Source organism: Bacteroides sp. D2, assembly GCF_025147085.1.
Classification (GTDB): domain Bacteria; phylum Bacteroidota; class Bacteroidia; order Bacteroidales; family Bacteroidaceae; genus Bacteroides.
This window is the reverse complement of sequence record NZ_CP102261.1, coordinates 5,664,667-5,686,950: the sequence shown is the minus strand read 5'-3', so window position 1 is coordinate 5,686,950 and position 22,284 is coordinate 5,664,667. Positions and strand designations below refer to the sequence as shown.

The window sequence follows — 22,284 nt, the reverse complement described above, 5'->3', positions numbered from 1 at the left end:
AAATGTTTGATATAAATGAGGTGTAAAGATATGAATTGTTCTTTAACTTTCAAAAAATAATACATAAATATATTGTCTTTCAACATTATATTGTGAGACTGTAATTATATGCGATGAAGAAATAGTGGAGGTATGGTGTCTTGTAGTTCTTGTATGGTATCATATTTTGCTTGATTTCGAGTCTTTTTTCAGAGAGAAAATGTATTAAAATATTAAATGATGTCTCATGAACTAAAATCATTTCTAATTTGTTTTAATAACGCTGGAGTATTTTCTATTTTTGTTCACCTAAATAAGTTTTGATAGAGTCAAAATAAAACAATCATTTAATTACGTATGCTAATAACCATTATTATTCTCGTTCTTTCGGCTGTCTTTTTCGTGAACGGCAAGGTTCGTTCGGATATTGTGGCACTGTGTGCACTGATAGCCTTACTTATTTTTCAGATATTAACTCCTGATGAAGCACTTTCCGGTTTTTCCAATTCGGTAGTCATTATGATGATCGGATTGTTTGTAGTGGGAGGGGCTATCTTTCAAACGGGATTGGCAAAGATGATTAGTTCCCGTATTCTTAAACTTGCGGGAACCAGTGAGATCCGGTTGTTTCTGTTGGTGATGTTGGTGACTTCGGCCATTGGTGCGTTTGTCAGTAACACAGGAACGGTGGCACTGATGCTTCCTATTGTTGTCAGTCTGGCAATGAGTGCCGGTATGAATCCGAGCAGGCTGTTGATGCCGTTGGCTTTTGCAAGTAGTATGGGAGGTATGATGACTTTAATTGGTACTCCGCCGAACCTTGTGATACAAAATACGTTGACTTCTGCCGGACTTGAACCGCTTTCCTTCTTCTCTTTCCTGCCTGTCGGCATTGTCTGTGTGATTGTCGGTACGCTGGTATTGATGCCACTTAGCAAATGGTTTCTTTCTAAAAAAGGCCAGAAAGATGATAATAAACGTTCGGGTAAGTCACTGAAACAGTTGGTAAATGAATATGGGCTTTCCAGCAATCTGTTTCGTTTGCAGGTAATAAAAGATTCCCGGCTTTTGGGCAAGACGATTATTGACTTGGATATTCGTCGCAAATATGGTTTGAATATCATGGAAGTACGTCGTGGTGATGCATCGCAACATCGTTTTCTGAAAACGATTACCCAGAAGTTTGCTGCACCGGACACGATGTTGCAGGCCGAGGATATTTTGTATGTGACAGGAGAATTTGATAAGGTACAGCTTTTTGCAGAAGATTTCCTGCTAGAGATTTTAGGTGACCATGCAACGGAAGAAACTCAAAGCGCAACTAACTCTCTGGATTTTTATGACATCGGTATTGCTGAAATAGTGTTGATGCCAGCTTCTAATTTGATAAACCAAACAATTAAGGAAGCCGGTTTTCGTGATAAGTTTAATGTGAACGTATTAGGAATCCGTCGTAAAAAGGAATACTTGTTGCAGGATTTGGGAAATGAGCGGATTCATAGTGGTGATGTGCTTCTGGTTCAGGGAACGTGGAATAATATAGCTCGTCTTAGCAAGGAAGATTCTGATTGGGTTGTTTTGGGACAACCTTTGGCGGAAGCGGCTAAAGTTACATTAGATTATAAAGCTCCGGTAGCGGCTGCTATTATGGTATTAATGGTAGTAATGATGGTATTCGATTTTATTCCGGTTGCTCCGGTTACGGCTGTTATGATAGCGGGTATATTGATGGTATTAACCGGATGTTTTCGTAATGTAGAAGCAGCTTATAAAACGATCAACTGGGAGAGTATTGTATTGATTGCAGCTATGCTTCCTATGTCTCTGGCATTGGAGAAAACGGGAGCTTCGGAATACATTTCCAATACGCTGGTTAACGGCTTGGGATCATACGGACCTGTTGCGTTGATGGCAGGTATTTACTTTACGACTTCGTTGATGACGATGTTTATCAGCAATACAGCTACGGCTGTCTTACTCGCACCGATTGCTCTGCAAAGTGCCATACAGATCGGAGTAAGTCCGGTTCCCTTCTTGTTTGCTGTGACGGTAGGTGCAAGTATGTGTTTCGCTTCTCCATTCTCTACACCGCCTAACGCCCTGGTGATGCCTGCCGGTCAATATACTTTTATGGATTATGTAAAAGTAGGATTACCATTGCAGATTATTATGGGGATTGTGATGATTTTTGTTTTGCCTCTGATTTTCCCCTTTTAATTTTTAGTTTTTATCCTTTCAATAGGGAAATGAAAGAACTCGGGATTTTGTAGTGCTCTGTAGTACTGAATCTTTGTCGTTTAATTGAGAGTTGCATAGAATATGCAACTCTTTGTTTTTTGCTGCATACTGCAATGTTTATACTTCTAAGTTTTTTATATTCAATGATGTAGCCACCTATCTTTCAATAGAAATAATTAGATTTCCATCTTTTAAAAGATGTTAACTATGTACCGAAAAATACAACTTTAACTGTCTTTTATCTATAAATACAACTATCTTTGTGTGTTCATTACTGATTGTTGATTAGTGGTGATTTATATTTTGTGCAAATAAAGCAAACTTAAGCATTCAAAGATTATGAAACAGAACATTGCAAAAGTCTTCACTTTTTCGTTGTTGGCGTCCTCCATCAGCTTTACTAGTTGCGTTGATAATGAGAAAACTCTGTTTAATGCAGATCAACTGAAGCAAACTTACGAAGAAACCTTTCCTGTAAAGAACATCGATCCTAATGGAGATTGGACCATGTCGCATAAAGTGACGGCACATGTGTCGGTTAATGGAGATTTGGGTACAGATTATAAGATACAGATATTCGATGCTGACCCATTAAGCTCGGAAAGTACAGCAAAAATCTTAGCGGAAGGAACTGCCAATCAAAGTACAACTTTGAATGTCGTGATGGACTGTGCAACAGCTCTCAATAAAGTGTTTGTTGCATGTATAGACAATCATGGACATTATATGGTGCAGCCCGTAGCTATTGAAAATGGAGAAGTAACCGCACAACTTGGACATGAAAAGGATGTGCCTACACGCTCTATGTCACGAGCTGTAACGACGACAGGTATACCGGCTATGGCAGCTCCTTATACGGCTGATGATATTAGTAGTAAAAAAGCAATAGCTACTGATGTCCAAGCTGATTGGGATTTGGGTGCAGGTTTCGGATGGTTTGAATATGCTAAATTACCTGTATTCAAAGAAAAAGAACGTTGGTTTAAAATTCAGAGTGGTACTTTTAATAAAGGATTTACTACTACTGGAACCAGTGGTGGAGCCCAGGCTGTGAAAGTAATCGTTCCTCAAGGAAGTACATGGATTATTGAAAGTAGTTATCAATTTAGCGATATTACAGAAATTATAGTTGAGAATGGTGGGAAAGTAGAGATAGCTAAAAATGCGAGCTTGGTGTTGACAAATAAGTCTTATTTAACAGTAATGCCGGGCGGAAGTATCACGGGTAAGGGAACTATCCAAATAACAAATGGTTCTAGTGGATTTAAAAACTATAATGCGGGCACTATTAATTGCTCTGTATTAGATTTCAACGGTGGTGTGGGAGTCTTTTATAATTATGGATTACTTCAGTTGGAACGCTATGAAGCTTCAACAAATGGAATGGAACTGGTGAATCATGGTACTATGGAGGCTGAAAGTATCAATGGTAACAATAATACCAATATTAAAAATGGTTGTTATTTGAAAACCGGTAAATTCCAATTTGGCACACTTGTTATGGGGAATACTTCCGAAGCTATTTGCGAGGAGCTTGGTTATAATGGTAATGACAACGACATTGTAATGGAGGCGCAATCCATGTTGACTTGTACAGGTAAGGCTAGCTTATATAGAACTGTTACCGGTCCAACTGTGGGTACTGCTTTATTGAGAATTAATGAGATTGCTAATCTTAGTGGTTTGGCTCAATCTAATTCTAAAGTAACAAATAATATCATTTGTGAAATAACAGATCAGACATATAAAGGTGAAGCGCACTATGACTGGTCTCCTTTTGCATGGCTAGTAAATAAAGGATTGCAGCAAGGCGCTACCTATTGCAATCCGGGTAAGGCTGATTTTATACTTCCTGCTGACGGTGAATGTATCAAAGAAGGATACAATTCTGATGAAAATCCGGATGATGTAGAGATTCGAAATGCAGTTTATTCTTATGCCTTTGAAGACAATTATCCGCAAGCGGGGGACTATGATTTCAATGATATTGTGTTGAATGTCAATTTGCCTGCTGCTGGTAATGATGTGAAAGAATTGAAATATACAGTCAACCTGCGTGCGGTTGGTGCTGTGAAGCAATTAGGTGCTGGATTAAGAATACGAGGAATCGATAAAAGTAATGTGGAAGAGGTAAGTTTTGGTGCAGGTGCTACCCAACGTACCAACTCATTAAATTCTGGTATATTTGAAAATGCATCTTATGAAACGAACGGTAATGAACTTGTGATTCCTTTATTTGGAGATGCACATTATGTGTATGGATATACTGGATCACAACGTCCTATGTTGAATACGGGGAATGCTAGTACTCCTCTTACAGACATATATACTCTTGAAGTGAACATAAAACTCAAGAATGCAATATCCATCCCTAGTGTGACAGATGGCTTAGACTTCTTTATTGCATATCAGGGGGGAGCTCAAAAGAGAACAGAAATTCATCTGAATCAATTTAATTCGGCTACAGCGAATGGCCAATTGGCTGATAAGGAAGTGCTTGAGGTAATTAAAGCCGTTAATAATACATGGGCTCTTTGTGTACCTGAAAAGTTTGCTTATCCTACAGAGACGACAGTGATAACGAATGCATATTCTAAATTCGCCGACTGGGCGCACGATCAGAGTACAAATACTGACTGGTATAATACTGTAAGCAGTAATAAGGTAATGAAGTATTAAGTCATTGATTTTATAAAAGATCAGTTGCTATAATAAATTCTACTGAATATAGAAAGACGATTAATACGAAGGATTTTCCCGATATTAATCGTCTTTTTTACATCATATAAACTGTACATAGAACGGACATGAAATATTACCCTCCTAAGAAAAAGCCATTAAACTATTTTGAACGTCAACAGAAAAAGTTGCATCCAAAGAAGTACCATTATTACTTCTTCGATTATATGTATTATTGTGGCGAGAAATGGAGTGAGAAAGGAAAAGGAGCAAGGACGAGCGGAATGATTGTACTCTTTTCATATTGGAGCTTTTGCATTATCCTGCCATTGTGTATGTACCTTTCTTCGGTTTCAATAGTATCACGTACAGATGGTTGGCATATCATTGGCCTGTTCTTTCTTTGTATTATCCCACCGGTCGTATTTTGCATGTTACGTTATCGAACCCAACGCCGTTCTGCCCTTATGATTCATTATCGCCGTAGTGAATGGTGTAAAGGAATTCCGGTGTGGCTGGCATGTTCAATGTGGTTTCCGCTTTGTATATTGGAACTCTGGGTATTGATCGGGATGGGCTGGCTTTCAACATAAAGTTACTAAAAAACTGATTATCCTGATATTTGTATATGTAATTGAGAAATTCACTATCTCGTATGTTTTATAATTTTCCTCTGTTAGCAAGAAAACACCTTTGAATTACTGAAAAATTATGCTTGTTTTTTACAAAAACGCTGCATATTTGTATAAAAAGCACCGTTATATTTGTGAAAAACATAAGGATAAAGTAAGCAAAAGCTGCGGATAGTGTAACCAAAAGCTATGGATAAAGTAAGTAAACCATTAGGATAGTGTCGCTATGCTATAAAAAATGTTGGTATTTTCTACTTTCCTTCCTTTGATTTCTCTATTTTTATCTTTGGTAATAGCAAATAGAAAAGAACAAAAAGAGGTCTCATGAATGTAAATGATGATGATTTGGTTGTATAAAGGCTAAATAATATATCATAATGTTGATATGTTACGCTTGATCCTGGAATAATGACTTGGAAAAATACTTCTGTAGTGACAGAAAAATATTCTTTCCAGATAAAGGGTGGAAAGAAACGATTCCTGATAGAGTAAGAATTACAAAGTGTCAGTAGTGACTTTTTGTAAAAAAGGAAAGGAGTTCTCCAATTATTTAATAGGAAATAATAGTGAAATAGTTGTCGGTTACTAATATTTTGTATATTTGTAAAGGTGAGGGATTAACTATGCAGAGTGATTTCGCCATGCGATGGAGGCTTATTTTTAAATGTCTAATATTATGAAAAGACTTTTGTTATTAGTATTAATTAGTTATCCGGTATTGCTATTCGCTAATTTAATGACTAGTAATCAGTATTATTTTCGTTCATGGAACATCAACGATGGTTTATCGCAAAATAGTATATATGCTATTCTGCAAGATCATCTTGGCTTTATGTGGTTTGGTACCAAGGACGGATTAAATCGCTTTGATGGTACTTCTTTTCAAGTATATTGTAAGGCTAACGGTATGCTGGGGAATAATTGTGTTACTGCACTCTATGAAGATAAGGAGGGATCTATTTGGATAGGTACCGATACCGGAGTTTATATCTATTCTATTTCCCGGGAAAACTCATATTTTTTTGATGTAAAAACTGCTGATGGTTTAGGTATCAATCGTTCTGTATATATGATTGGTGAGAATAAAGGGTGTATTTATATATCTTCTGCCGATGGATTTTTTTGCTTTCATCCACAACAACAAAAAATGGTACAGTTGAAAATACCATGGGCCGGTATGAAAAACTTTTTGTTCGACCAAGGGACTTGTTGGGGAGCTTTTTATGCAGACAATCTATATTTTACTCTTGATGATTTCAACACGGTATATCCTTTTGCTGCTCAAGATGGTACCCAGCCCTTTAAGAATGAAGTAGTCAATAAAATAATTAAAGGGGAAGAAAATCTGTTATATGTCGGTTTGACTAAAGGATTGAAAGAGATCAACCTGGCAACCCGGCAAGTCCGCACTTTACTATCTGTAGATGATAAAGGAGATGATATTTATGTACGGGAAATAGCACTTTACTCTGAAAACGAGTTATGGATTGGTACAGAATCCGGTATTTATACTTATAATATCAAGAATGGTGCTATAACCCATATCCAAAGTTTGGTGGGAACTTCCTATGCATTATCGGATAATGTTGTCTATTCTTTATATAAAGATAAAGAAGGAGGAATGTGGATTGGGTCTTATTTTGGAGGAATAAACTATTATCCTAAACAATATACGTTCTTTGAGAAAATATATCCTCATAAAGGGATGGAAGAATTAGGTGAACGTGTTCGTGAAATCGTGGAAGATGAAAAAGGAAATTTATGGATCGGTACGGAGGATAAGGGCTTGTTTCATTATAATCCCGTGACGAAGGAATTGAAACCATTCCATCATCAGTCTATTTACCATAATGTCCATGGATTATGTCTGGAGAATGGCTTTTTATGGGTAGGTACGTTTTCAGGAGGACTTAATCGAATCAATTTGCAGACAAATACAGTGAAAACTTACCGGAAAAAAGATTCCTGCGGATTGAGTTCCAATGATATTTTTGTGATTCGACGTACGGCGTCCGGCAAAATATATTTGGGAACTGCTGACGGACTATTTGAATATCATAATGAGAATGACCGCTTTTCGCGAGTTGAATCAGTTCCACCGACTTTGATCTATGATTTGCATGAAGATTTAAAAGGACACCTTTGGCTGGCAACTTTTAATGGTGTGTATAAGTTGGAAACAGAGAAACGAAAGTGTATTCATTTCTATCATAAGGAAAATGACTCATTGAGTTTACCTTATGATAAAGTTTTGAGTATATTCGAGGATAGCCGTCACCAGTTATGGTTTACTACCGAAGGTGGGGGATTCTGCCGGTTAGTTTCAGATTCCGGGACTTTCGAACACTATGATTCGAATTCTATCGGATTACCAAGTGATGTTGTTCATCAGATTGTAGAAGATAAGCGGGGCATTTTCTGGCTGACTACTAATAAAGGGTTGGTTCGTTTTCAGCCGGAAACAAAAGTCATTAAAAACTTTACTATTGCCGATGGACTATTGAGCAATCAATTTAATTATCGTTCAAGTCATCAAACGGTGGATGGAAGAATCTATTTTGGTTGTATTGCAGGGCTTATATCTTTTGATCCATCTACTTTTATTGATAATGATTATGTATCTCCTCTGGTGATTACGGATTTTATGATATTCAATAAAGAAGTAGTGCCGAATACCAAAGATTCACCTTTGAAACAGAGTATAACGGTGTCAGATTCTATAGAACTGACCGCATCTCAAAATTCCTTCTCATTTCGCTTTGCAACACTGGGATATTCTACTTTGGATCAGAATAAACTATTATATAAGTTGGAAGGATTTGATAAAGAGTGGTATGAAGCAAGAGGATCATTAATCAGTTATTCTAATTTGCCTTATGGCTCATATACCCTTTATGCGAAAGGAGTGAATAGCGATGGAATCTGGAATGATGCACCTTTAAAATTACATATTTATATTCGTCCGCCATTTTATTTGACGGGATGGGCTTATGCTGTTTATGTTCTTTTATCATTGTGCATTTTTTATTTTATTATACGATATTCCAAACGTCGTATGGCTCGCAAGCACATGAGGCAGATGGAGAAGTTTGAGCAAAGGAAAGAACGTGAGCTTTATTCTGCCAAGATAAACTTTTTTACGAATGTAGCACATGAAATACGAACTCCGCTGACGTTAATCAAAGGTCCTTTGGAGTGTATTTTGAAAGATAAGCCTCTGGCGGATGACGTACGGGAGGATCTGGTTATTATGAGGCAAAATTCGGATCGCTTATTGAATCTTATCAATCAATTACTCGACTTCCGCAAAACGGCCAATAATAGTTTCACACTAATTTTATCAGAGTGTAATATTCAGGAAATAGTATCTGGAGTCTATATTCGTTTTACATCTCTGGCGCGACAGAAAAATATAAAGCTTTCTATTGATCTGCCGGAGGAAGATATTTCTGCAGCCGTCGATCGCGAAGCATTGATTAAAATTATAAGTAATTTGTTGAGTAATGCAGTAAAATATGCAGCTACCTATATAACTATAACAGTAAAATATAATGAGGCAACGGGCAGTTTTATAATAAAAGTATGTAATGACGGGTCTGTTATTCCTGTTAATATGAGGGAGGAAATCTTTCAACCTTTTGTTCAGGTTCAGAATAACGAAGAATATGCTTCCGGTACAGGCCTTGGCCTTGCCTTGGCACGTTCTTTGGCAGAGTTGCATCATGGAACCGTGTATCTTGAGGATATGCAAGGAGTCAATTGTTTTGTACTGGAAATTCCGGTCACTCATGTAGAGGAGGTGCAAGAACTGCAAGAAAATGTATCAGAAAAGGAAGATAAGATATCAGGCATTGAAAATCCGATGGCGGAAGAGCAGGAAAAAGGAACTCATCTCCCTGTTATTCTGGTGGTAGAAGACAATCAGGATATGTTGACATTCATAGCCAAACAATTATCTTCGGCTTATAGTGTTCTGAAAGCAAAAGATGGGGTGGAGGCTCTTGAAATATTGGAAGATGCAAATATTGATTTATTAATCAGTGATGTTATGATGCCTCGGATGGACGGGATGGAATTATGTCATCGATTGAAGACAGACCTTACATATAGTCATATCCCTATAGTGCTGTTGACGGCTAAAACAAATCTTGAATCAAAGATTGAGGGATTGAAACTGGCGGCAGATGCATATATTGAGAAGCCCTTCTCGGTAGAATATTTGATAGCTACCATTGAAAGTTTACTTTGTAACCGAGAGAAGCTAAGGCAGGCATTCTGTCATTCTCCTTTTGTATTTACTGCAACGATGGCACAGACGAACGCCGACAAGATTTTTCTGGAAGAACTAAATAAGATTGTTTATGATAATTTGCAAGATCCGGATTTTAATCTGGATAGTATGGCACAGTTGCTGAATATGAGCCGTTCGAGTTTGAACCGGAAAATCAGAGGAATACTTGATATGACTCCCAATGATTATATCCGGGTAGAGCGCCTAAAGAAGGCGGCTGTACTTCTCAAAGATAAATCTTATAAGATAAATGAAGTCTGCTATGCTGTTGGTTTTAGTACTCCTTCTTATTTTGCAAAGTGCTTCCAAAAACAATTTGGAGTACTTCCAAAGGATTTTGTAGAGATGTAACCAACCTTTCACTGCAATTATCTTTTCTACATAGGCAATTATCGAATCAAAATCTTCATTTGATTCGATTGTTATATGAATAGCTTCAATAATTCTACTGAATTTAGAGGGTAGTGGCTACTTTTGGATACGTGAACAAAGTATCAAATCTATTATTAACTTTAAACGAAGCAATTTATGAAGAACTTCATCCGGCCTATTCTTTTATTCTTATTTATATTGATTTTTAATGTTGCGGCATTTGCGCAATGGTCGCCGGCTGGCGATAAAATAAAAACTCAATGGGGAGAGCAGATAGACCCGAATAATGTATTACCGGAATATCCGCGTCCCATCATGGAGCGTACCCAATGGATGAACCTGAACGGTTGTTGGGATTATGCTATTGTTCCTAAAGGAATGGAAGCTCCTGCTGTATACGATGGTAAGATATTAGTCCCTTTTGCCGTTGAATCCTCGCTGTCCGGAGTAGGGAAAAGAGTGGGAGGTGAAAAGGAAGTATGGTATAACCGTGTATTTAATGTACCCGAGAAATGGAATGGTATGAATGTTCTTCTTCATTTTGGAGCTGTAGATTGGAAAACCGATGTGTGGGTAAATGACATGAAAGTAGGAGAACATACAGGTGGATACACTCCTTTCTCATTTAATATATCTTCCGCCTTGAAAAAGGGAGGAAATAAACTGACTGTTCGTGTCTGGGATCCGACAGATAAAGGAGTACAACCACGTGGAAAGCAAGTAGAACGTCCGAAAGGTGTTTGGTACACTCCAGTTACAGGTATTTGGCAGACTGTTTGGTTGGAGCCTGTGCCTGTATGTCACATCACAAACGTGCGTACTACGCCTGATATTGATCTACGCCGGATCAATGTGACCGTTACTACTAGTGAGAACTTTACCGACCGGGTAAGAGTGAAAGTTTTTGATGGTGAACAACTGGTTACCGAAGGGCTGGCCGTAAACAAACAGGCAATAGAACTGACAATGCCCGAAAATGCTAAACTATGGTCACCTCAATCTCCTTTTCTTTATAAAACAGAGGTGACTTTGGAGAACAATGGCAAGATAGTGGATAAAGTGAATGGCTACGTTGCCATGCGGAAATATTCAACCCGACGGGATAAGGATGGCATAGTACGGTTGCAGCTGAACAATCAGGATTTATTTCAATTTGGTCCTTTGGATCAGGGGTGGTGGCCTGACGGACTCTATACAGCTCCCAGTGATGCGGCTTTGCGTTATGATGTTCAAAAGACAAAAGACTTTGGCTTTAACATGATTCGTAAACACATCAAAGTGGAACCGGCCCGATGGTATACACATTGCGACCAGTTAGGGATTGTTGTATGGCAGGATATGCCAAGTGGTGATCGTAATTATGAATGGCAGAACCGGACTTATTTTGATGGTATTGATTTTAAACGTTCTCCAGAATCGGAAGCGGTTTATCGTAAGGAATGGAAAGAAGTCATTGATTACTTATATTCTTATCCTTGTATTGGTGTCTGGGTTCCGTTTAATGAGGCTTGGGGACAGTTTAAAACACCGGAGATTGCAGCTTGGACCAAACAATATGATCCGTCTCGTTTAGTAAATCCGGCAAGTGGCGGCAACCATTATACATGTGGGGACATGCTTGACTTACATAATTATCCGGCTCCTGAAATGTATCTTTATGATGCCCAAAGAGCAAATGTTTTAGGAGAGTTCGGTGGAATTGGTATGATCTGTAAAGAACATCTGTGGGAACCGGATAAGAATTGGGGATACGTCCAATTCAATTCTTCTCAAGAGGCTACTGACGAATATCAGAAATATGCGGATATGCTGTATAAACTTATTCCGAGAGGTTTTTCTGCTGCTGTTTACACACAAACCTCTGATGTTGAGATTGAAATAAATGGCTTACTGACTTATGACCGTAAGGTTGTAAAGCTTGATGAAGAACGCTTACGGAAAATTAATGAGAAGATATGTAATGCATTACGTTAGTGATAGAATAGAATAACTCTTATAAATTTAATACAATATGAAAAAATTAAGATTTTTAATGGCTTGTGCCTTGCTGGCTTTTCTTTGGTCTGAAGGAAGTTATGCAAATACTACTCTGGAAAACACGGGTAGTTCCCAGCAACAGCAATATTGGAAGATTAAAGGAAAAGTCTCTGATGAGAAAGGAGAGGCACTGATAGGGGCGACTGTGAAAATTAAGAATGCGACACATGGTACGGTAACCGATGTTAATGGTAATTTTGAGATCGTGCTGCCTCCCGGTGGTGTTCTCATTATAAGTTATATCGGCTATAGAGAACAAGAACTGAAAATCAATTCACAGCGTACCTATGATATTGTATTGAAAGAGGAAACTGCCGGACTTGATGAAGTGGTAGTGACTGCTTTAGGTATTAAACGTGACAGGAAAGCTTTGGGATATGCCGTCAGTGACGTGAAAGGAAAAGAACTCGAAAAAGCGAAAGAGACCAATGTTATAAACGCATTGGCCGGTAAGATTCCGGGATTGGTCATTTCTCAAACGGCTGGTGGTCCTGCCGGAAGTACGAGAGTAATTATTAGAGGTAATACTTCTTTAACTGGTAGCAACCAACCTCTTTATGTAGTAGATGGCGTACCGTTGGATAATTCTAATTTCGGTTCGGCCGGTGCTTATGGAGGATATGATTTGGGAGATGGAATCTCGTCCATCAATCCCGATGATATTGAATCCATGTCTGTGTTGAAAGGTCCTGCTGCTTCTGCTTTGTACGGTAGTCGTGCTGCACATGGAGTTATTCTTATAACGACCAAGAAGGCACAAAAGAATCAGAATCGCAGGGCGATAGGAGTGGAGGTAAACTCAACCGTTACTTTTGAAAAGCAACTTACAGAATATGATGATGTTCAGACAGAATTTGGCCAGGGATGGGATGGAAGAATTAATCTGAATGATGATGATGCAAAATCGGCTTGTGCCAGTTGGGGACCCAGATACGATGAAGGAATTGCTTTTAAGTATTTCGACGGAGTGACTCGTCCTTTTATATACAGGAAAGACAATATAAAGGGATTCTTTAACACAGGTGTTACAGCCACAAATTCTTTGATTCTAAGTTCTGCCAAAGAGAACAATAGCATAAGATTGTCGTATACGAATCTGACTAATAAGGATATTATGCCTAATGCCAAAATAAGCAGGAATACGATTGATTTAAGAACATTCTTTAAGCTTGCAGAGAAACTGGAAGTTGATTTCAAAGTCAATTACGTAAATGAATATGTAAAGAACCGTCCGGCATTAGCAGACTCAAGAACGAATGTAGCTAACAATCTGATGAACCTGGCAGGAAACTTTGACCAGGTATGGTTGAAGGATAATTATATGCATTCGGATGGAACCTACTACGACTGGAATCGAGGAGATGTCTGGAATATCAACCCCTATTGGGTGCAATATGCAATGAAGAATACGACACAGAAAGACCAGTATTTTGCAGTCGCTTCATTTAAATATAGTGTAAATAAGAATCTGTATTTCAAATTGACCGGTGGTGGTGAGAACGTGAACTTCTCATTTATGGATTATATTCCATATTCTACCCCTAGTACTTTATTGGGACAATTACAAAAAAGTACTTTTGAAAATAAGTCTTATAATGTGGAGTTTATAGCTAATTATCAAAATAGCTTCAAACGCTTCAATTATGGAATTACATTAGGAGGGAATGTGTATCACGTAGATAATAAGTCGCATACCATAACAGCTAAAAATATGTCAATGCATGAGACGGTGGCTCTGCAAAGTTTCCTGCAAAAAGAGATTACTGAAGGTAGCTGGCGTAAAGAGATTAATTCGTTATTTGGAATGGTAAACCTTTCCTGGAAAGATTTATTGTATGCAGATGTGACATTAAGACGGGATCAGTCGTCCACACTGCCGGTAAACAATAACGTTTATTTTTATCCTTCAGTTGGTGGAAGCTTCTTGTTTTCAGAATTGATTAAGCCGAATCCGATTCTTTCATTTGGTAAATTAAGAGCTTCCTGGGCACAAGTCGGTAGTGATGCAGACCCTTTCATGTTGGATTTGAACTACATTATGACGGATAAAACCTTTGGTAATTATTCTACGGGATATATTAGTACGGGTACTATTCCTAATAAAGATTTGAAACCATCCAAAACCAATTCTTTTGAGATTGGAGTGGATTTGAAGTTTCTGAATAACCGGATCGGACTGGATTTTACTTACTATAAACAAAACAGTAATAACCAGATTATGAATGTTGCCACATCAGTAACATCAGGTTATGGTACCAAACTGATAAATGCAGGGGAAATAGAAAATTCGGGAGTAGAGATTGCATTGAATACGACACCGGTTCAAACGAAAGATTTTTCTTGGGATTTTAATTTTAACTTTTCGAAGAATAGTAACAAAGTGAAGTCCTTGTCAACAGGAATCGAGAGTCTGGAATTGGCAGCTGCCCGTTGGCTGGGAGTAAAAGTACTGGCTGTTCCAGGAGAAGAATACGGAGTAATTATGGGACAGGACTTCTTGAGAAATGAACAGGGAGACGTGATTATCAATGCTGATTCCGGTTTGCCTGAAATAACCAGTGATATGAAAAAGTTAGGGAAAGCAACCTGGGACTGGACAGGGGGACTAACGACTACTTTCAGATATAAGCAATTTACTTTATCGGCAATTTTTGATATTAAAGTAGGAGCAGATATTTATTCTATGACAGCGCGTGGCTTGGCCAAATCAGGTAAAGCAGCATATACTGTAAGGGGACGTGACGAATGGCATAAATCGGAAGAACAGCGTTTGGAAGCTGGAGTTGCTGAAGGAAACTGGCAATCTACCGGTGGGTATGTTGCAGAAGGAGTTGTTAAGCAAGTGGATGCCGCAGGCAATGTATCTTGGGTGAAAAATACCAAAGCGATTGCTCCATACGATTATTGGGGATATATCTGTGATAAGACAGCTTTGCCTTTTATCTATGATAATAGTTACGTCAAGATGCGTGAGCTAACGTTCGGATATACCTTTCCCAAAAAGTTGATAGAGCGTTATGTTGAGTCGTTAAGTGTTTCATTTGTTGCGCGAAATCCTTTTATTATCTATAAGAATGTACCGAATATTGATCCGGACTCAAATTATAATACTTCTGCTATAGGTTTGGAATATGGTTCGTTACCTTCCAGAAGAAGTTTTGGATTGAATGTGAATATTAAATTTTAAATTGTCCGACTATGAAAAGAATATTGAATATAAAGTGGATGCACTCTTTGCTGTTAAGTGTCCTTTTGATGGGATTTAGTAGTTGCATAGACTATGAGGATTTTAATAAAAATCCAGTAGTGGCTACGACTATCGATCCGAACTCACAGTTATCCTACATACAATTATGTATGGGTGGTGATTGGCTGATGGAACAACCGTTTGCCTATTATTATTCAGGTTTTGTTCAACAACTGCAAGGTGACTGGTCGGCAACGCATTTTGGTGGCGAATACCTGATTGATGATGCACAGTTTCAACAACCATGGGAGCGTATTTATACTTGTCATCTGAAAAATCTGGCGGATATTCTTTGGAGAACGGAGGCAGATGTTGAACAGAAAAATATAAATGCGGTGGCCAGGATTCTGAAATGCTACTTTTTTCTTATCCTGACTGATATGTATGGTGATATTCCATATTTTGAGGCAGAGCAGGGGTATATAACAGGAAATGTTACCCCAAAGTTTGATGAGCAGGAACTGATTTATAAAGACATGCATAAAGAACTTCTGGAAGCGGAGGAGCAACTGGATGAAAAAGCTGATAAACTGACCGGTGATATAATTTATAGTGGTGATCTAAAGAAGTGGAGAAAATTTGCCAATACTTTAAACTTTCGTATTGCCATGAGATTGGTTAAAGTAGCTCCGGAGCTTGCAGAAGAATGGGTGACTGCTATTTGTAATATTGAATCGGGTCTTTTGGGAGTTGGAGATGATGCATTAATTCATTATATGGATTTATTGGATTGGGACGAAACGGAGTTCAGGCGTAATGGCTTGGCGCAGTTGTGGCGTAGCCGGGAGAATGCTCCTATGTGTTATTTCTGTACTACGATGTGGGATAAGTTAAAAACGACCAATGATCCCCGTCTGTTGATTTTAGGAAGATGTTATGCCGAAGATTCAACAGATCCATTTTTAAGAACAGATTTGACGGACTTTATTATAGAGAAGGCTCCGAAGCAACTGGAATCAATAGAAGCAATAAAACCGGGATTCTACTGGTGGGATAATTGGCCTGCTGGATTTATGGATGGAGATACGTATTACGGAAAGGAATGTCGTCCACAACTGAACAAGGGATTTATAAAGGGAGATTCTCCGGCCATCTTTATGAGTTATGCAGAAACTGAACTTTTACTGGCAGAAGCAAAACTACGCTGGCCGGCCATCAATGACAGTAAAACAGTAGAGACTCATTATTCAAATGGAGTAAAGGCGGCCATGGGATTACTGAAAAACTTTGATCTGGGAGAAGAAGTCTCCAATACGGAAATGGCCAGTTATCTGTCCCGGAATCCGCTACCATCAGATAAAGATGGACAATTACAGTTTATCAATGAGCAATTATGGATTTTACATTTGATTAATCCGTCAGAAGCTTATTCTAACTGGAGACGTTCGGGATATCCTGTATTGAAACCTTCAACAGAATATGGCGCAGCAGTCAAAGACTCCCGTACTATTCCCAGAAGATTGAAGTACCCGTTATTTGAGCAAACTTATAATCCGACCGGATATTATGAAGCAGTCGGAAGAATGGGAGGAGAAGATAACTGGAATTGTAGAATTTGGTGGGACAAAGAATAAAATACTATGATTATGAAAACATGGAATATTATAAAATCAATTTTCTTTATTAGTATTTATGTACTAATAGCCGCGTGCAATGATGATGCGGCAGAAGAATCTATTTCGGCAGATAATTATCCTCGCATCATTGCAACAAGCCCTACATTACCGATGAAAGGTGAAAATGGGGAATTGGGAAAGCTCAATGTAAAGCAGGGGGAGACAATTACGATAAAGGCTATTTATACTCCTTTTGAATATGCAGAAGCTGTATGGTATGTGGATGGAGTACAAGAGGGAACCGGAGATGAATTTAAATACAGTAATGAGACTCCGGGAATTTATCATTTGAAGTTGGTTGTAAGTACTACCAGCTATGAAACCACTCGGGAAGTGAATCTTAATGTATATTCAACGGGTACTGGCGGAGAGTTTTCTGGTTTTGAAATTCACAAAGGAGTGAATATTGGTAATTGGCTCTCACAAAGTAGTGCAAGAGGAGAAGAAAGGAAGAATAAGTTTAAGGAAACCGATGCTATATTTTTAAGTCAACAGGGATTTGACCATTTGCGGTTACCGGTGGATGAAGAGCAGTTGTTTACAGAATCAGGTGAAGTCGATGAAGAAACTTTGAATCTGATATATAAAACTGCAGATTGGTGCCAATTGTATAATATGAGATTAATTTTTGATTTTCATATACTGCGGTCTCATAATTATGAAGCGGATAATAAACCTCTATGGACTAGTAAGGAAGAGCAGGATAAGTTTGTACGGATGTGGAAAACAATTCATGACAAGCTTCAACAATATCCTGATGATATGTTAGCGTATGAGTTACTGAATGAACCTGTAGCTCCCAGCAGTGATATTTGGAATACGTTAGTGAATCGCCTGATAACAGAATTGCGTGAAGTTGCCCCGGCAAGAATGTTGATAATTGGTTCTAACTTGTGGAATAGCGTGTCTACAATAAGTGATTTGCAGATACCAAGTGAAGATAAAAATATAATGTTGACTTTCCATTATTATGAGCCTTACTTGTTGACTCACTATCATGCTAGTTGGACAGACTTTGCCAATCTTAATTTACCGTTGAATTATCCGGGACTTTTGGTCAGAGATGAAGATTTCAATAATCTTCCTGCCGATCAACAGGAGATTGTGCGTCCCTATAAACAGGAATATACCCGTGAATCTATTTTGAATAACATCAATGTGGCTGTTACGGCTGCTCGGGCAAAGGGAGTGAAATTGTATTGTGGTGAATTTGGTTGCCTGCCTTATTCTAATCTGACTTCACGTTATGCGTGGTATCGTGATTTAGTTTCTATTTTTAATGAGACCGAGATTTCGTATGGTGCATGGGAATACAATGCGATCTTTGGTTTCTGTACTCCTGACGGAGGATTGAAGGATGCCACTTTAGTCGACATATTGTTAGGGAGAGAAGGAGCGGAACTGACTACCATCTATACTGTTGAGGCAGAGGATTGTGAAAAAGGCGGAGGCACTATGATTATAGAAGACAACACTGCGGCTTCAGGAGGAAAACATGTGAATCATTTTTGGGGAGATTCTAATTTAAAATTTGATGTGACTGTTGAAGAGGCGGGAGTTTATTATTTGAAGATTCGTTATGTTTGTGGTACTGACGTGTGGATTTACTCCCAAGTGAATGGCGGAGTGAAGCAAATGATACCTTGTCCGAACTCCGGAGGTTGGTGGAGTGAATTTACAGATGCAAAGACTGTCGTAAATCTTTCGGCTGGTAAAAACACAATATCTTTCACTCCGGAACCAACGGGAAGTCCTATCCTTGATAAATTTGAGGTTTGTAAAATAAAGAAGTAAGTAGGTATATGGCAAAATATATATTTCTGTTTTTTCTATGGATAGCTGGCTTCGCTTATGGGTGTGGAGATTCGGAGACATCTGTTAATGATGATATCCCTGTGAGTAAGGCTCCTACTTCAATAAAGCTGCCTCATTTGATTAGTGATAACATGGTATTGCAGCAAAACTCAAAAGTAATTTTGTGGGGAGAAGCTACACCTAAATGTGCAGTTACAATATCAGCTTCTTGGATAAAGCAGGATATAGTAGTGAATGTTGATGGTAAAGGGCAATGGCAGGCGTCTATTATGACGCCTGCCGGTGGTCCTGAAACGCAGACTCTTTCGTTTGATGATGGTGCTTCCGCCCCATTAATCGTACGGAATATATTGATCGGGGAAGTTTGGATATGTTCCGGACAGTCGAATATGGAGATGCCTTTAGGAGGCTGGGAGGGATGTCCTGTAGATAATATGGAGGAGGCTGTGACAAATGCTGATAAACATTCGGAAATTCGTATGTTGACGGTTGAAAGTAACAGTGCAACTGTGTCCCAAAATGAATTGAAAGGAGACTGGCTGGTTGCTTCTTCCGGACAAGTAAAAAGATTTAGTGCTGTTGCTTATTATTTTGCATTGGAGCTACAGGAGAAGTTGAATGTTCCTGTTGGACTGGTGGTTGCTGCCTGGGGTGGTTCTGATATAGAATCATGGCTACCCGGTGGAGATAAATATAATGGTATGCTTTATCCATGCCATAAGTATGCAGCTAAAGGATTTCTGTGGTATCAAGGAGAATCGAATGTCTGGAAATGGTATGAATATCAGAAGAATATGAAAGAGTTGGTAAAATCGTGGCGTTCATTGTGGGAAGGCTCTTTGGGGACGGGTGAAAATATGCCTTTTTATTATGCCGAGATAGCACCGTATGCTTTGCCGGAAGATAATGGAGCCACAGGAATTGTTTCTGCTCTTTTGCGTGAGGTCCAATATGAAGTTCAGAAAGAGATTATGCCGGCTGGTATGGTTTGTACAAATGATTTGGTTGCATTATCAGAGGAGAATCAGATACATCCGGCAAATAAAAAAGGAGTAGGTATGCGTCTGGCACATTTGGCTTTGAACCAAACTTATGAGCATGGTGAAATAATCTCCGCCAGTCCTTCTTTTGAGGGAATGTGTATGGAGGATGGTAGAGTTCTACTAACTTTTAAAAATGTAGGTGGTGGCTGGATGGACATTGATAAGAATAGTGTGCTTCAAAATTTCGAGCTGTCAGATGGAAAAACACTGGTCAATGGATGTTATGTTTTCTATCCGGCATCGGATATATCATTTGGGGATGGTGATGTAGTCACAGTCTCTTCAGATAAGGTTGCTGCTCCTAAGTATATCCGTTATTGTTTCCGTAATTTTATGTTGGGATATATGCGAAACAAGGCGGGGTTACCCTTGATTCCTTTTAGGGGTGAGAGCAATATCGGAGGGACTTATATGGTTGAGGTCGAAAGTGGAACTTCAAGTGGCACATCAGTGGCTTTGAGCGATAATCCGTATGCTTCAGGCGAGCGACTTCTTACTAATTTTTATGGAGATGCACGTTTGAACTTGAATTTAGTGGTAGAAGAGGAAGGCTTATATGAATTGAGTGTCTACTATATGAGTGAGGTGGATGCTGCCGTCCGGATTCAAGTAAATGGAGGAGTACAACAGAATCTGAATTGTTCTGCATCCGGTAGTTGGTGGAATAAGTTACAATGTGCAGGAATGACAGTGACACTATTAAAAGGGGAAAATACTATCGTGATAACTCCAGAAGCCAATGGAGGACCTAACCTGGATAAAGTAAATGTTGTAAAGATAGAAAGAAAATGATGAATCAGATTGTTCGAATGAGAGTTACAGTATTATTAATTATAGTTGCGGTGATGTGGACTAACCATACAATATGGGGAAATGTCCGGATGGAGAGTCTACAGTCAAATTTCGAAATTACGAGGGGAGTGAATATTAGCCACTGGCTTTCTCAAAGTAAAGATAGGGGTGAGTTGCGGAAAAGTAAGTTTGGCAGGGACGAAGTAGCTTTTCTTAAAAAGATGGGATTTGATCATTTACGTTTGCCGGTTGATGAAGAACAGTTATTTACTCCTTCAGGGGATATAGATACAGAAACGATGGAATTGATACATCAGGCAATTAGTTGGTGCCGTGAGTTTCAAATGCGGATAATTTTTGATTTTCATATTCTTCGTTCTCATCATTTTGGCAACAATGAGAGACCTCTATGGACAGATCCCATTGAACAGGACAAGTTTATTCATTTGTGGAAACTTATAAATAGGGAATTGGAAAAGTATCCGGAGAGTTTACTGGCATATGAATTATTGAATGAGCCGGTAGCTCCGGAAAATGGGGTTTGGAATGAACTGGCAAAGCGCCTGATAAAGGAGTTACGGGAAGTAGCATCCAAGCGTATGCTTATATTAGGATCTAATTCTTATAATAGTGTTAATACGATAAAAGATTTGCAGATACCTAAGGGTGATCGTAATATCATGTTGACATTCCATTGTTATGAGCCTTATCTATTGACCCATTATCGTGCGTCGTGGACAGACTTTGCCAAACTGGATATGGCATTGACATATCCGGGTGATTTAATTAATGAAAAGGATTTTGAGAAATTGTCTGATGAAGAGAAAAAGATTGTTGCTCCTTATAGAAGAATGTATAGTAAAAGGACCATTGCCCATGAAATAGAACAGGCATTAAAAGTGGCTAAAGATAATGGAGTAAGATTATATTGTGGAGAATTCGGCTGTCTACCGTTTGGAAACCATGCTTCACGTTATAATTGGTATAGAGATTTAATCTCCATATTTCAGAAAAAGAAAGTTGCTTATGCATGCTGGGATTACAAATCTATTTTTGGTTTTTGTAACACGGATAAAACCATAAAAGATAGTGTTCTTCTCGCTATTCTGCAAGGTAAGGATATTAGGGATTGGGAACAAAAAAGTTTGATTGAGGCAGAGAAATGCGAAATGATTGGAAGCTCTCTTTCTATTATAGCCAACCCTTATGCTTCAAATGGTGAGGTGGTGAAGGATTTCTTTGGTAATTGTAGTTTGATCTTTAATGTCGTTACTGAAAATGCTGGTGAGTACTTATTTAAGATACGCTATACGAGCGAAGAAGATGTGGGTCTTAATTTGCAAATAGGGAATTCACGTCAGGTCATCCGTTGTCCGAATACAGGTGGCTGGTATGATAAATTTGAAGAAACAGAAATCTATATCAATTTACCCAAAGGACAAAGTGTCTTGTGTATTACTCCGGGAATGAATGGAGGACCTATTTTGGATAAATTTGAACTGTTTAAAGAAGTCACTGATTAGAAGTAAGGTAATTAATTAAA

10 protein-coding genes are annotated in these 22,284 nt (G+C 38.5%); all 10 read left to right on the top strand.

All coding sequences use genetic code 11. From position 1 onward, the window contains the following. Positions 1-336: 336 nt before the first annotated feature. The 10 genes from NQ505_RS21465 to NQ505_RS21420 all read left to right on the top strand — a co-directional run bounded on the left by NQ505_RS21465 (position 337) and on the right by NQ505_RS21420 (position 22,264). Positions 337-2,196, top strand: coding sequence for an SLC13 family permease (locus NQ505_RS21465; protein WP_004300098.1), 1,860 nt, complete (start codon positions 337-339; stop codon positions 2,194-2,196). 360 nt (positions 2,197-2,556) lie between these two features. After that, complete coding sequence (locus NQ505_RS21460) at positions 2,557-4,896, top strand: LruC domain-containing protein (protein WP_008999710.1); 2,340 nt, start codon at positions 2,557-2,559, stop codon at positions 4,894-4,896. A 128-nt stretch (positions 4,897-5,024) separates the two neighbouring features. Continuing rightward, positions 5,025-5,489: a hypothetical protein gene (locus NQ505_RS21455; RefSeq protein WP_008999711.1), complete on the top strand. Its 465-nt coding sequence runs from the start codon at positions 5,025-5,027 to the stop codon at positions 5,487-5,489. 715 nt (positions 5,490-6,204) lie between these two features. Beyond that, positions 6,205-10,170 (top strand): hybrid sensor histidine kinase/response regulator transcription factor, encoded by a 3,966-nt coding sequence (locus NQ505_RS21450; RefSeq protein ID WP_008999712.1) that lies wholly within the window; start codon positions 6,205-6,207, stop codon positions 10,168-10,170. Between the two features lie 177 nt (positions 10,171-10,347). Beyond that, the gene (locus NQ505_RS21445) at positions 10,348-12,165 is read left to right on the top strand and encodes a glycoside hydrolase family 2 protein (RefSeq protein WP_008999713.1); all 1,818 of its coding nucleotides are present in this window, start codon (positions 10,348-10,350) and stop codon (positions 12,163-12,165) included. 37 nt (positions 12,166-12,202) lie between these two features. After that, positions 12,203-15,415 (top strand): SusC/RagA family TonB-linked outer membrane protein, encoded by a 3,213-nt coding sequence (locus NQ505_RS21440; RefSeq protein WP_008999714.1) that lies wholly within the window; start codon positions 12,203-12,205, stop codon positions 15,413-15,415. A gap of 11 nt (positions 15,416-15,426) precedes the next feature. After that, the gene (locus tag NQ505_RS21435) at positions 15,427-17,049 is read left to right on the top strand and encodes a SusD/RagB family nutrient-binding outer membrane lipoprotein (protein WP_008999715.1); all 1,623 of its coding nucleotides are present in this window, start codon (positions 15,427-15,429) and stop codon (positions 17,047-17,049) included. Positions 17,050-17,061: 12 nt separating this feature from the next. Then, positions 17,062-18,885: a cellulase family glycosylhydrolase gene (locus NQ505_RS21430; RefSeq protein WP_008999716.1), complete on the top strand. Its 1,824-nt coding sequence runs from the start codon at positions 17,062-17,064 to the stop codon at positions 18,883-18,885. 8 nt (positions 18,886-18,893) lie between these two features. Beyond that, positions 18,894-20,741, top strand: coding sequence for a sialate O-acetylesterase (locus tag NQ505_RS21425; protein ID WP_008999717.1), 1,848 nt, complete (start codon positions 18,894-18,896; stop codon positions 20,739-20,741). Next, positions 20,738-22,264, top strand: a complete 1,527-nt coding sequence (locus tag NQ505_RS21420) for a cellulase family glycosylhydrolase (protein ID WP_008999718.1) — start codon at positions 20,738-20,740, stop codon at positions 22,262-22,264. Before NQ505_RS21425 ends, NQ505_RS21420 begins: the two co-directional genes overlap by 4 nt. Positions 22,265-22,284: the final 20 nt, after the last annotated feature.